Source organism: Flavobacterium longum (genome assembly GCF_965137575.1).
Classification (GTDB): Bacteria; Bacteroidota; Bacteroidia; order Flavobacteriales; family Flavobacteriaceae; genus Flavobacterium; species Flavobacterium longum.
Genome location: NZ_CBCRZJ010000003.1, coordinates 420583 through 433938, shown reverse-complemented (window position 1 = coordinate 433938; position 13356 = coordinate 420583). Strand labels below are relative to the sequence as shown.

The 13356-nt window shown below is 45.4% G+C and carries 15 protein-coding genes; 13 read left to right on the top strand and 2 right to left on the bottom strand.

Features of this window, described 5'->3' with window-relative positions:
- Positions 1–13 precede the first annotated feature (13 nt).
- Positions 14–3190 (bottom strand): SusC/RagA family TonB-linked outer membrane protein, encoded by a 3177-nt coding sequence (locus tag ACM9J1_RS07650; protein ID WP_415581440.1) that lies wholly within the window; start codon positions 3188–3190, stop codon positions 14–16.
- A gap of 108 nt (positions 3191–3298) precedes the next feature.
- Positions 3299–4987 carry a BamA/TamA family outer membrane protein gene (locus tag ACM9J1_RS07645; RefSeq protein ID WP_415581439.1) on the bottom strand — a complete coding sequence of 563 codons (1689 nt, stop codon included), beginning with the start codon at positions 4985–4987 and terminating at the stop codon, positions 3299–3301.
- Between the two features lie 297 nt (positions 4988–5284).
- Between ACM9J1_RS07645 and rpsL the strand changes: the two genes are divergently transcribed.
- From rpsL to rpmC, 13 genes are all read left to right on the top strand, one after another.
- Entirely contained in the window at positions 5285–5668 is a 384-nt protein-coding gene (gene rpsL, locus ACM9J1_RS07640) for a 30S ribosomal protein S12 (protein WP_007136570.1), read from the top strand.
- Positions 5669–5769: 101 nt separating this feature from the next.
- Positions 5770–6246, top strand: coding sequence for a 30S ribosomal protein S7 (rpsG, locus tag ACM9J1_RS07635; RefSeq protein ID WP_415581438.1), 477 nt, complete (start codon positions 5770–5772; stop codon positions 6244–6246).
- 6 nt (positions 6247–6252) lie between these two features.
- Entirely contained in the window at positions 6253–8409 is a 2157-nt protein-coding gene (gene fusA / locus ACM9J1_RS07630; protein ID WP_415581437.1) for an elongation factor G, read from the top strand.
- An 11-nt stretch (positions 8410–8420) separates the two neighbouring features.
- Entirely contained in the window at positions 8421–8726 is a 306-nt protein-coding gene (gene rpsJ / locus ACM9J1_RS07625) for a 30S ribosomal protein S10 (RefSeq protein WP_415581436.1), read from the top strand.
- Between the two features lie 127 nt (positions 8727–8853).
- Complete coding sequence (gene rplC / locus ACM9J1_RS07620) at positions 8854–9468, top strand: 50S ribosomal protein L3 (RefSeq protein WP_415581435.1); 615 nt, start codon at positions 8854–8856, stop codon at positions 9466–9468.
- Positions 9468–10097, top strand: coding sequence for a 50S ribosomal protein L4 (rplD, locus tag ACM9J1_RS07615; RefSeq protein WP_415581434.1), 630 nt, complete (start codon positions 9468–9470; stop codon positions 10095–10097). Before rplC ends, rplD begins: the two co-directional genes overlap by 1 nt.
- 7 nt (positions 10098–10104) lie before the next feature.
- A complete protein-coding gene (gene rplW / locus ACM9J1_RS07610; protein WP_415581433.1) occupies positions 10105–10398 on the top strand; it encodes a 50S ribosomal protein L23 in 294 nt (97 codons plus the stop codon).
- 13 nt (positions 10399–10411) lie between these two features.
- On the top strand, positions 10412–11236 hold the full coding sequence (gene rplB, locus ACM9J1_RS07605) for a 50S ribosomal protein L2 (RefSeq protein ID WP_415581432.1): 825 nt from the start codon (positions 10412–10414) through the stop codon (positions 11234–11236).
- A 6-nt stretch (positions 11237–11242) separates the two neighbouring features.
- Positions 11243–11512, top strand: a complete 270-nt coding sequence (gene rpsS, locus ACM9J1_RS07600) for a 30S ribosomal protein S19 (protein ID WP_415581431.1) — start codon at positions 11243–11245, stop codon at positions 11510–11512.
- Positions 11513–11517: 5 nt separating this feature from the next.
- Positions 11518–11931, top strand: a complete 414-nt coding sequence (gene rplV, locus ACM9J1_RS07595; protein WP_415581430.1) for a 50S ribosomal protein L22 — start codon at positions 11518–11520, stop codon at positions 11929–11931.
- 2 nt (positions 11932–11933) lie between these two features.
- Positions 11934–12701, top strand: a complete 768-nt coding sequence (rpsC, locus tag ACM9J1_RS07590) for a 30S ribosomal protein S3 (RefSeq protein WP_415581429.1) — start codon at positions 11934–11936, stop codon at positions 12699–12701.
- Positions 12702–12719: 18 nt separating this feature from the next.
- On the top strand, positions 12720–13145 hold the full coding sequence (gene rplP, locus ACM9J1_RS07585; protein WP_415581428.1) for a 50S ribosomal protein L16: 426 nt from the start codon (positions 12720–12722) through the stop codon (positions 13143–13145).
- An 11-nt stretch (positions 13146–13156) separates the two neighbouring features.
- On the top strand, positions 13157–13348 hold the full coding sequence (gene rpmC, locus ACM9J1_RS07580) for a 50S ribosomal protein L29 (protein ID WP_415581427.1): 192 nt from the start codon (positions 13157–13159) through the stop codon (positions 13346–13348).
- The last annotated feature ends 8 nt before the right edge of the window (positions 13349–13356 follow it).

Sequence of the window (13356 nt, the reverse complement as noted above, 5' to 3'; positions counted from 1 at the left end):
TTTCATTTTTTTTTTAGAATGATAGTTTTAGTATGGCACCGTACGCTCTTTGCGATGGGTTGGCACCAAATTCTCCAAATTCACTGGCAACGTCATTTCCGAAAGTAGAAATTTCTGGATCTACGTAAGGGTTTTCATCTGGTGTCCACAAGAACAGGTTTTTACCGTATACACCCAGCGACAGTTTGGTCAGGCCAAGTTTGTCGGTTATCTTGTCAGAGAAGGTATACGTTAAGTTAAGTTCACGAAGCCTTACGAAAGTCTTGTCAATAACGTGATTTCTTTCAATTGCCGGGTTGTTAGTGGTATTACCATAATAATTGGTGATGTTCTCAAAAGAAATCGGCGTGGTGTTTTCGATGTATTGACCAGGGTTGCTTGGATCTTCCACAACTGAATTAGGGATGATGAACGGATTCCTGTCATTGTAAGTAGACGCGATACTATTACCGGTGAAGTTTATCAACCTGTTGGTATAAGAATACATTTCACCGCCTTGTTTCCAGTCCATGCTGAAGCTCAAGCTCAAATTTTTGTACTTAAAGGTGTTCTGCAAGCCCATTACGAAATCACGCTGTGAGTTTCCGATGGTTTGAACATCATCTGTGACTTCAGCATAGCCCGTGTCAGGATTTGCGATAATTTGTCCGTCAGCAGTGGTTTGTGCTACCAACGACTGGAATACGCCAATTGGCTCACCCTCAATGGCATAAAAGTTTACGCCGTATGCGCTTTGGATAAGGATTTTCTGATCACCGGCCAACTCAACTACTTTATTCATGTTTTTCGTGAACGTGTAAGACAAGTCCCAACGGAAGTCTTTTGTTTTCACTGGTGTCAGGCCCAAAGTAAGTTCGACACCTTTGTTCTCCAAGTCGCCAATGTTTTGCTGCTGGAAGGTAAAGCCTGTCGAAGGATCCAATGGAACTTGTGCGATGAGGTCCTTGGTTTTGCTTAAATAAACCGAAACATCGAATGAGACGCGATTGTTGAAAAGATTACCCTCTAAACCAACTTCCGTTTCGGTTGTGCGTTCTGGTTTTAACTTATCGTTGCCCAGAATGCCACCCAGTTCGAAGTAATTGATGCCGCCCAGTGGCGCTACGATTTGACCAAAATTGGCACCAGCAACAGCAGATGTTAAACTCGAATTCGTCAAGTACGGATCAGTGTCATTGGCAACGCTAGCCATACCAGCACGCAATTTCAAGAAATGTTTACCATTGTCAAGCACAATGCCGCTGATTGAGGCAGATGGATAAAAATACGTGCTGTTGTCCACAGGCAACGTTGAAGTTCTGTCGCTACGACCGCTGAGGGTAAGGAACACACGCTCTTTAAATGAAAATTCAGCCTGAGCATATACACCTAGGTTGCGCGAAAGCACATCGTTCTGCGCAATCACGGGGCGCGTGGCAGTGTTGCTCAATTCATAAAAGTTCGGAATGTCAAGTACCGTAATCCTGTTGAACAACAGGTTGGCTTGCTCTTGCGTGAAGTTGACACCGCCCAATATATTTAAACGCATTGACTCACTGAGCTTTTTGTCCCAAGTCAAATTGAAGAACGTATCGAAACTACCACGTTGAATTCTGCCTTCGGTTACACCGCCAACTACTTCGTTGGCCGCTGCCAGATCTTGTGCCGACCCTGGCTCATAACGCACGATGGCACCGTGGCTCTTAATGACTTCATTTCGGTAGTTACCACCGACTTGCCAAGTTGCAGACAATTCGGGGGTAATGTTGTACACCAAATTCATGTTACCGAAAACGTTGTTACCGGTAATCTTAGTTGCGTTTTCGTTGATGGCCCAATATGGGTTGGCCGCATAAGGAGTAAAGTAATAGCTGGGTGAATTGAATGGATTGTTTGAGTAATCCATCAAGTCAACAATGCTGATGTCGCGCGGAATCTGCATCAAGTCCTGTTGAAGGGTAGAACCTTCGCCGGCGTCATCGCCTTGTCCGGTATTTACGGCATTTTGGTCTTTATTGGTGTAGTTCAGACTGGCGCGTAATTGCAATTTTTTGCCTTTGATGCCGCCATTGATTGCAAATGAACGCTTCAAATATTTATCTGCGGTAGTCGGAATGATACCGTCGCTGTCAAGGTTACTGAATGACAATGAAAAATCAGAGAAATCAGTGCCGCCGCTAATAGTTACCGTGCTCATTGACATCAATCCACGGTCATAAAACTCGCGAAGGTTGTTGTCAAGTGCCACATAAGGCTTGATTTGCTGAGAGTTGTTGTAAACTGTACCCCAAGGGCGAATTTCGCCATTGAAAGCCGGGCCCCAAGAACCGTTTTCGTTACTTGGCCCGAGGCCTGAAGCCAATGCAGAGTAGCCCAAGCCATTCCAGCCTTGTCCGAACTGGTTCTGCATATTGGTAACCCTTGCCACTTCTGATGATTCGATTGAAGTACTAAAATCAACATTTAATTTCGATTGGTTTTTTCCTTTCTTCGTGGTGATGATAAATGCACCATCGCCGGCACGACTACCATAAAGTGCGGTTGCCGCTGCGCCTTTAAGGAATGTAACACTTTCAATCGTGTTTGGGTCAAGGTCGTTGATACCTGTTCCGGCATCATAAGAACGGTTAATCGTCGCGTCTCCGTTAAAAGAATCGTCAATAGGCGTTCCGTCGACAACATACAGCGGCGCGTTAGAACTGGTGATAGAACTGATACCGCGTACAATGATTTTCGCGGAAGCACCAGCTTGCTGTGGTACTGTGATGTCAACACCCGCAATCTTGCCCGAAAGCGATTCAAAAACGTTTGCATTGACTACTTGCGTCAGCTGCTCGTTCTTGAGCGTAGTTGTCGAGTAGCCAAGGGCTTTTTTCTCCCTTTTGATGCCCAGTGCCGTAACGACAACGCCTTCTAGTTCGACTGCGTCGTCAGCCAAGGAAACTTTCATGTTCGCCGATGCAGCAACTTCTTTGTCTTTCATCCCGACGAAACTGAACACCAGTATCTGGCCCGGGTTGGCCGAGATGGTGAACTTTCCGTCAAAATCGGTCTGCACACCGTTTTGCGTGCCTTTCACAAGGACATTCACACCAGGGATTGGCAGTCCGCTCTGGTCCGTAACAACGCCGCTAATATTGGTTTGTGCGAAGGAAACTTGTAGCACGAACAACATCAACAACGTTAAAAATCCATTTAACTTTGTTTTCATTATTTTGAGGTTAGAATTAGTTCATCCAAAATTCATAAAAATTATTTAATAAACCTAAACATAATTCATAAAAATTAAACGTTTGTTAACAATTTGAAGATGTTTGAATTAGAACGTTGCTTTAAAACTAATGTGAACGATTGAATTTGAAAGTTTTACGGTTTGGTCGCCTGTGGAACCGTTGGCATAGACAAGGTTGAAAAGGCCATTTTTGGTGAGCAATCCGAATCCAAATCCGAGTCCGAGCAACGTGTTGTCCTGGTTGCCGCTGTCCAAAATCGTCTCGTCTCGAAAGTAGCCATAGTCTACGATTGTGTGCATGTAAAGTCCGGGCGCAAAAACATACCGGTATTCGGTTAAAAGCGACGTGAACAGGTTGGCTTGGAGGCTATTTTCATTGAATCCGCGAACCGAATTGATCCCGCCAAAGCGATGCAGTTCGCTCACGAGATAGCTGTCACTTTTCAGATAGAAATTCCGGCTTCTCAAGTTGATGATGTTTTTATCGTCCAGATAGATGTTGTGGCTGAGATTGACCTCGGCGAGCCATTGCGTGTCAGAAAGTAATTTTGAATCGCGTTGCCCGACGCCGGCCCGCGCCAAGACGGTCGTTTTCTCCGGGAAAAGAAAATCCTCGGGTTTGAATCGCGTGAATTCCAGCGCAGAAGTAAAGAATTGGTTGTCAAAATCGCTGATGGCAGTGGTGTTCTGGTTTTGGATATCGCTCGATTGCGTCGATTCGTATCCCAAATACAGACGTGTATTGTAGTTGAAAAAATACCCTAGGGCGATTGCTGTCTTGGTGTTCTGGAACGTGCTGTCCTGCTTGAAGATGTTCAGGCTTGCCTTTAACCCGATTGGGCTTCGGAAAACATACGGCAGTTCAATACCTGCGTTGAACGTTGTCTGTTGTTTGCCGTCGCTTTTCCAATACAAAGAGAATTGCTCGCCCGAATTCAGGATGTTCGCCAAAAGTAAGTCCAAATAGCCATTGAACCTGATCTTGCTGGAACCGTCGTCGCTTTCGTCATTCGAAAAGCCGATGAAGCCGTCGAATTTATTGGCCTTGGCTTTCTCCAAATAGACAAATATTTTCGTGGTGTCTTTCGTGAACAGTATTTCCGGATACTTGCTTTGCGATACAAAACGGAATTTCTCGAAATCAGCATGGATTTTCGCCAGCGTTTCCTTGTTGAATACTTTGTTGCGGTACATCCGCCGCACCTGCCGTTTGTGGCCTTCGGGAAACTTGTCGTAGCCGTTGATGACAATGTCGTTTATCTGGCGCGCCTGACCGGGTTCGATGAGAAGCGTTGCCGCCATCGCGCTGCCGCGTCGGTTCAAGTCAATGAGTTTTACTTTTGAGAGTGAGTAACCGTAGTTTTCCAGGCGGTTCAATGCGCTATTTAGGAAAGCCTCGGTTTCAGGGAACGGCAAGGTCAGGGTGTCTTTTTTTTCATTCGGGAATGCGAGTGATTTCGCCTCCGGATTTATACCTATATATATATGTATGACCTCTACGCGCTGGCCGAGCGTGAAAACGTAATGGAACGTACTGTCGTTGGTTTTTTTATTTTCGACGATTTCACTTTCCAGCCAGCCGAGTTTGCGGGTATGTTCCAAAAAGGCTTTTGCTTGGTCTTGCGCTGCCTTGGGCGACGGATGGATTTTGACATATCCGATAGAATCGACGGCTTTCTTTTCTCTCGCGGATGCCGATGTCACCTCAAGATAGAACCGTTGCCCCGACGCGCCCGCGGACACCAGCAACAACAATAAAAAGGCGATTTTTTTCAAGACGATGGAACTACTTCGTAAAGTAACGCAATTTTTTGTGGATTATTCCAGGTGGCTGTTCGGTGGGGATGATTCAACGGGTTGGCGATAAAAATATCGGTTGAAAACTAAATTTTTTGCCCGTTGGGTAGCCATTGAAGCGGTACTTTTTCTGCGAATCGAACAATCGGTCAATCAATAAATTAAGGCGTGGAAAATTTAATCAGTCAGGTATTGGAATAAATAAAAATATACGCTACATTTGCAACCCCGTAAAAAGCGGGATATAATAACGTAAATAAATTTTAGTATTTAATTATGCCAACAATTCAACAATTAGTAAGGACCGGAAGGACTCAGATCACTAAGAAGAGTAAATCGGTTGCTTTGGATTCTTGCCCTCAACGTAGGGGTGTGTGTACGCGTGTTTACACGACTACGCCTAAGAAGCCGAATTCTGCTATGCGTAAAGTAGCAAGGGTTCGTCTGACAAATGGCAATGAAGTGAACGCTTACATCCCAGGTGAAGGACACAATCTCCAAGAGCACTCGATAGTATTAGTGAGGGGTGGAAGGGTTAAAGACTTGCCAGGTGTTCGTTACCACATTGTACGCGGCGCGCTCGACACATCAGGTGTTGCGGGCCGTACACAACGTCGTTCGAAGTACGGAGCAAAACGCCCTAAAGAAGCTAAAAAGTAATTTTTAACCGTCGAACGTCAAACGTCAAACGTCAAACGAAAAACCCAAATTACGGTATCGTTCGACATTCGACATTCGACATTTGACAAACAAGAAAAGACATGAGAAAAAGACAGGCCAAGAAAAGACCGCTTTTACCGGATCCGCGGTTCAATGACCAGCTCGTAACACGTTTTGTAAACAACCTGATGTGGGACGGCAAAAAATCAACTGCTTTCAAAGTGTTCTATGATGCGATTGACATCGTAGAAGCCAAGAAAAACAACGACGAGAAATCGGCTTTGGAAATTTGGAAAGATGCTTTGACCAACGTTATGCCGCACGTAGAAGTGCGTTCGCGTCGCGTAGGTGGTGCTACCTTCCAAATCCCGATGCAAATCCGTCCAGACCGTAAAATTTCTGTTGCGATGAAATGGTTGATCCTTTACGCACGTCGCAGAAACGAAAAGTCAATGGCGCAAAAACTCGCTTCTGAAGTACTGGCTGCGGCCCGTGAAGAAGGTGCTGCAGTGAAAAAGCGTATGGACACGCACAAAATGGCGGAAGCAAATAAAGCATTCTCTCACTTTAGATTCTAATCAGCAATGGCAAGAGATTTAAAATACACTAGGAATATTGGAATTGCTGCTCACATCGACGCCGGTAAGACGACGACGACAGAGCGTATTCTTTTCTATACTGGAAAGTCACACAAAATCGGTGAGGTGCACGATGGTGCTGCAACGATGGACTGGATGGCGCAGGAGCAGGAGCGTGGTATCACCATTACTTCGGCTGCAACAACTTGCGAGTGGAATTTCCCGACCAACCAAGGCAAAGTGACGCCAGAATCACAAGCGTACCACTTTAACATCATCGATACCCCGGGACACGTTGACTTTACCGTAGAGGTAAACCGTTCATTGCGTGTACTCGACGGGTTGGTGTTCTTGTTTTCTGCCGTTGACGGTGTTGAGCCGCAATCAGAAACCAACTGGAGGCTTGCTGACCAGTACCGCGTGCCACGTATGGGCTTCGTGAACAAAATGGACCGTCAAGGTTCAAACTTTTTGGGTGTGTGCCAACAGGTGCGCGATATGTTGAAATCAAACGCTGTAGCCATCACGTTGCCAATCGGCGATGAGGCAGATTTTAAAGGTGTTGTTGACCTTGTGAAAAACCAAGCCATCGTATGGCATGACGAAACACAAGGTGCTACTTTCGACATTGTTGACATCCCAGCCGATATGATTGACGAAGTAAAGCAATACCGCTCCATCTTGATTGAAGCCGTTGCCGATTACGACGAAAACCTGCTCGACAAGTACATGGAAGATGAAAACTCGATCACCGAGGAAGAAATCAACACGGCACTTCGCGCAGCGACTATCGACATGGCCATCATCCCGATGATTGCCGGTTCATCATTCAAAAACAAAGGCGTTCAGTTCATGCTTGACGCAGTTTGTAAATATTTGCCATCGCCACTGGATAAAGAAGGTATCACAGGTATCGATCCTGATGATGCTGATTTGCCAGAAGATGAGCAAACAAAGATCTTGCGTCGTCCAGACGTAAAAGAGCCTTTCGCGGCTTTGGCATTTAAGATTGCTACTGACCCTTATGTTGGTCGTTTGGCGTTCTTCCGTGCGTACTCTGGTCGTTTGGATGCAGGTTCTTACATCTTGAACACGCGTTCAGGAAACAAGGAGCGTATCTCTCGTATTTACCAGATGCACGCCAACAAGCAAAACCCAATCGATTACATCGAAGCAGGTGACATTGGTGCAGCAGTAGGTTTCAAGGATATCAAAACCGGCGACACCATGTGCGACGAGAAACATCCGATCATCCTTGAATCGATGAAGTTCCCTGATCCGGTAATCGGTATCGCTATCGAGCCTAAAACAAAGGCTGACGTAGACAAAATGGGTATGGCTTTGGCAAAATTGGCCGAAGAAGATCCAACATTTACCGTACGTACCGACGAAGCTTCAGGACAAACGATCATCTCTGGTATGGGCGAGCTTCACTTGGACATCTTGGTAGATCGTATGAAGCGTGAGTTCAAAGTGGAAGTAAACCAAGGCGAGCCTCAAGTAGAATACAAAGAAGCCTTTACCAAGTCTGCACAACACCGGGAAGTTTACAAGAAACAATCTGGTGGTCGCGGTAAATTTGGTGACATCGTATTCCGTTTGGAGCCTGCCGACGAAGTAGACGGCAAAGTTCCTGTAGGATTGCAGTTCGTCAACGAAGTAAAAGGCGGTAACGTTCCTAAGGAATTTATCCCGGCTGTTGAAAAAGGTTTCAGGGAAGCTATGAAATCTGGTCCTTTGGCTGGTTATACCGTAGACAGCTTGAAAGTAACCTTGCTTGACGGATCTTACCACCCGGTGGATTCCGATGCACTGTCTTTCGAATTGGCTGCTAAAATGGGTTACAAAGAAGTAGCGAAAGCTGCCGGAGCGGTAATCCTTGAGCCAATCATGAAGATTGAAGTAATCACTCCAGAAGAAAACATGGGTGATATCGTAGGTGACTTGAACCGTCGTCGCGGACAAGTGAATGACATGGGCGACCGTGCCGGTGCAAAAACCATCAAGGCGCACGTGCCACTTTCAGAAATGTTCGGTTATGTAACGACTTTGAGGACGTTGTCTTCAGGCCGTGCCACATCAACCATGGAGTTCTCTCACTACGAGCAGACGCCGTCTAACATTTCAGACGAGGTAATCAAAAAAGCAAAAGGTAACGCTTAATTATTAAGAAAATGAGTCAGAAAATCAGAATAAAACTGAAATCTTACGATCACATGCTGGTGGACAAGTCGTCAGAGAAGATCGTAAAAACCGTAAAGAGTACGGGCGCTGTGGTAACTGGTCCTATTCCGTTGCCAACGCACAAGAAGATTTTTACAGTACTGCGTTCTCCGCACGTCAACAAAAAATCTCGTGAGCAGTTCGAAGTGATGTCTTACAAAAGGCTGATCGACATCTACTCATCTTCTTCAAAAACCATCGACGCACTCATGAAATTGGAGTTGCCAAGTGGTGTTGAAGTAGAAATCAAAGTATAAGTAGACTTTTAGGAGCATAAGTACCGGAATTTCGGTTTCGGTACTTTCCTTTTGTCTTAAACAACCGAATCAAAACGTAGTTGGCATAAGCCAATTATTCATTATTAATTATTAATTATTAATTTCTATGTCTGGGTTAATCGGAAGAAAAATCGGCATGACCAGCATCTTTGACGAGAACGGAAAGAACATTCCTTGTACCGTAATTGAAGCAGGTCCGTGTGTCGTTACCCAAGTCAGAACCAATGAGGTCGACGGGTATGAAGCGTTGCAACTTGGTTTCGATGACAAAAATGAAAAGCACACTACCAAAGCGGCCGCTGGTCACTTTAAAAAAGCAGGTACTGTTGCCAAGAAAAAAGTCGTCGAGCTCCAGTTTGAAAACGAGTACAAATTAGGTGATGTATTGACGGTTGATGTCTTTACAGAAGGCGAATTTGTGGATGTGCAAGGTGTGTCAAAAGGAAAAGGCTTCCAAGGTGTTGTAAAGCGTCACGGCTTCGGCGGTGTTGGCCAGTCAACACACGGTCAGCATAACCGTTTGCGCGCGCCGGGTTCAGTAGGTGCGTCATCTTATCCTTCACGTGTATTCAAAGGAATGCGCATGGCAGGACGTATGGGTGGAGCCAATGTAAAAGTTCAAAACCTTAAAGTGTTGAAAGTGGTAGCCGACAAGAATCTGTTGTTGGTGAAAGGATGTGTTCCTGGTCACAAAAACGCTTACGTAATCGTTCAGAAGTAATGAAAGTAAAAGTTTTAGACATCAACGGAAAAGAAACCGGTCGTTCAGTGGAGCTGAATGATTCAGTTTTCGGTATCGAGCCAAACAACCATGCGGTTTACCTCGATGTAAAACAATACCTGGCCAACCAGCGTCAAGGTACGCACAAAGCAAAAGAGCGTGCCGAAGTAACTGGATCAACCCGTAAGATCAAGAAGCAAAAAGGAACAGGTACAGCGCGTGCAGGTTCTGTGAAGTCGCCGGTTTTCAAAGGCGGTGGTACAATCTTCGGCCCAAGGCCACGCAGCTACTCCTTCAAACTCAACAAGTCTTTGAAGCGTTTGGCCCGTAAATCAGCTTTGTCTCAAAAAGCAAAAGAATCGAATTTGGTCGTTGTTGAAGACTTCGGATTTGAAACACCAAGCACGAAAAAATTCATTAACGTGCTGAAAGCTTTGGGGATAGACACCAAAAAATCATTGTTCGTGTTGGGTGAGTCAAATAAAAATGTATATTTGTCCTCGCGCAATTTGAAGGCTTCTAACGCCGTAAGTAGCTCAGAATTAAATACTTACGCAATTTTGAACGCTAATAATTTAGTGATTTCAGAAGGCGCTTTGGAAGGAATCCAAGAATCTTTAAGCAAATAAGAAAGCGATGAGTATCATTATTAAACCGATTATCACTGAAAAAGTGACCAAAGAAGGAGAGCTTTCTAACCGCTTTGGTTTCGTCGTGAACAAAAAAGCCAACAAGATCCAGATCAAGAATGCCGTTGAGGCAGCTTATGGCGTTTCTGTAGTAGGCGTGAACACGATGAACGTAAGGCCTGACCGCTCAACAAAGTACACTAAGAGCGGCCTGATCCATGGCAAGACCAACGCTATCAAAAAAGCGATTGTTCAAGTGAAGGAAGGCGAGACGATTGATTTTTACAATAACGTTCAATAATTAAGACAGGAAAATGTCAGTCAGAAAATTAAAACCTATTACCCCGGGTCAGCGTTTTAGGGTTGTGAATAGCTTTGACACTATCACGACCGATAAGCCGGAGCGCTCATTGTTAGCACCGAAAAAAAACTCAGGCGGTAGAAATAGTCAAGGAAAAATGACCATGCGTTATACAGGCGGTGGTCACAAACAACGTTACCGTATCATCGATTTCAAAAGGACTAAAGATGGCATCCCTGCTACTGTGAAGTCTATCGAATACGATCCGAACCGTACAGCTTTCATCGCATTGCTGGCCTACGCGGACGGTGCAAAAACGTACATCATTGCCCAAAACGGATTGAAAGTAGGACAGAAACTCGTTTCAGGTCCAGACGCGCAACCGGAAATCGGCAACACCATGCCATTGAGCAAAATTCCACTCGGTACTGTAATTTCTTGCATCGAGCTCCGTCCGGGGCAAGGTGCTGTAATTGCACGTTCGGCTGGTACGTTTGCACAGTTGATGGCAAGGGATGGAAAATACGCGACCATTAAAATGCCTTCAGGTGAGACACGTTTGATCTTGCTTACTTGCTCGGCTACCATTGGTGCGGTATCTAACTCTGATCACCAATTGGTCGTGTCTGGTAAAGCAGGCCGTTCACGTTGGTTGGGCAGAAGGCCAAGAACGAGAGCCGTTGCGATGAACCCAGTCGATCACCCGATGGGTGGTGGTGAAGGACGTTCGTCAGGTGGACATCCGCGTTCAAGAAAAGGCTTGCCAGCTAAAGGTTACCGTACACGTGCCTTGGCAAACCCAAGTAATAAGTATATTGTAGAACGCAGAAAGAAATAATAAGATATGGCACGTTCATTAAAGAAAGGACCTTTTGTTCACTATAAGTTAGAGAAGAAGGTGTTGGAAAACGCCAACAAATCGGTCATCAAGACCTGGTCTCGTGCATCGATGATTACCCCGGATTTCGTGGGTCAAACCATCGCCGTACACAACGGACGCCAGTTCGTTCCTGTGTATGTTACCGAGAACATGGTAGGACATAAATTAGGAGAATTTTCACCGACTCGATCATTCCGTGGTCACGCAGGTGCTAAAAACAAAGGTAAAAAATAAGAAAGATGGGAGTTCGTAAGAGAGAAATGGCAAACGCCATTAAGGAAGCCAACAAGCAGATCGCTTTCGCGAAACTGAACAACTGTCCTACTTCACCTAGGAAGATGCGCCTTGTTGCAGATCTGGTAAGAGGTCAGAAAGTGGAAAAGGCGCTGAACATTTTGCGTTTCAGCACCAAAGAAGCTTCACGTAACCTGGAGAAATTGCTTTTGTCTGCCATCAACAACTGGGAGCAGAAAAATGCAGAAGGCAGCGTTGCTGACGCAGGCTTATTCGTAAAGGAAATCCGTGTGGACGGCGGTATGATGCTAAAAAGGCTTCGTCCTGCACCACAAGGGAGGGCACACAGAATTAGAAAACGTTCTAACCACGTAACCATCGTGTTGGGACAAACAGATAACACTCAAGCAAATTCATAAACATGGGACAGAAGACAAATCCAATTGGAAATCGCCTCGGAATCATCCGCGGCTGGGATTCAAACTGGTATGGTGGAAATGATTACGGTGACAAACTCGCTGAGGATCACAAAATCAGAAAGTACATCCACGCCCGTTTATCGAAAGCGAGTGTTTCAAAAGTAATCATCGAGAGGACTTTGAAGCTTGTAACCGTTACTATCACCACTGCACGTCCGGGAATTATCATCGGAAAAGGCGGCCAGGAGGTAGACAAGCTGAAAGAGGAATTGAAGAAGATTACCGACAAGGAAGTTCAGATCAACATCTTTGAAATCAAAAGACCTGAGCTCGATGCTTTTCTGGTTGCGTCTAGCATCGCACGTCAAATCGAGAGCCGTATTTCTTACAGAAGGGCAATCAAAATGGCCATCGCCGCTTCAATGCGTATGAACGCAGAAGGTGTGAAAGTCATGATTTCCGGACGTTTGAATGGCGCCGAGATGGCACGTTCAGAGAGTTTCAAAGAAGGTCGTATTCCATTGTCAACTTTCAGGGCCGACATCGATTACGCTTTGGCTGAAGCGCATACAACTTACGGTCGTATGGGTATCAAAGTTTGGATCATGAAAGGCGAAGTTTACGGAAAAAGAGACCTTTCCCCACTGGTAGGCATGGACAAAAAACAAGCTGGCCAAGGTGGTGGTAAAGGTGGCGATGCGCCGCGCGGAGAACGCAAAGGCGGATTCAACAAAGACCGCAAACCAGGCGGTGACCGTAAAAGAAAGTAATTTTTAAACTAAAGAAAAATGTTACAGCCTAAAAGGACAAAATACCGTAAGGTACAAAAAGGTAGGATGAAAGGCGTGTCTCAACGTGGCCACGAGCTTTCTAACGGCATGTTCGGAATTAAATCTGTACACGAAACTGGAATGTTCTTGACTTCCCGTCAAATCGAGGCTGCGCGTATCGCTGCGACCCGTTATATGAAAAGGGAAGGTCAACTTTGGATTAAAATTTTCCCGGATAAACCAATCACGAAAAAGCCTCTTGAGGTTCGTATGGGTAAAGGTAAGGGTGCCGTTGAATATTGGGCAGCCGTTGTCAAGCCAGGAAAAATCATGTTTGAAGTAGGTGGTGTGCCGTTGGCCGTTGCGAAGGAAGCTTTGCGTCTTGCTGCACAAAAACTGCCTGTGAAAACCAAGTTCGTCATCGCCAGAGATTTCGAGGCATAATTTAAAGACAGATGAAACAGAAAGAAATGAATGATCTTTCCATCGCACAATTGCAGGAAAAATTGGCCGAAACAAAAAAGGCGTTGACCGATTTAAAAATGGCACATGCTATTTCGCCGATCGAGAACCCGCTTCAGATCAGGACAGTTAGAAGGACAGTTGCAAGACTGGCTACGGAACTAACCAAAAGAGCGCAACAATAATTCTGCTG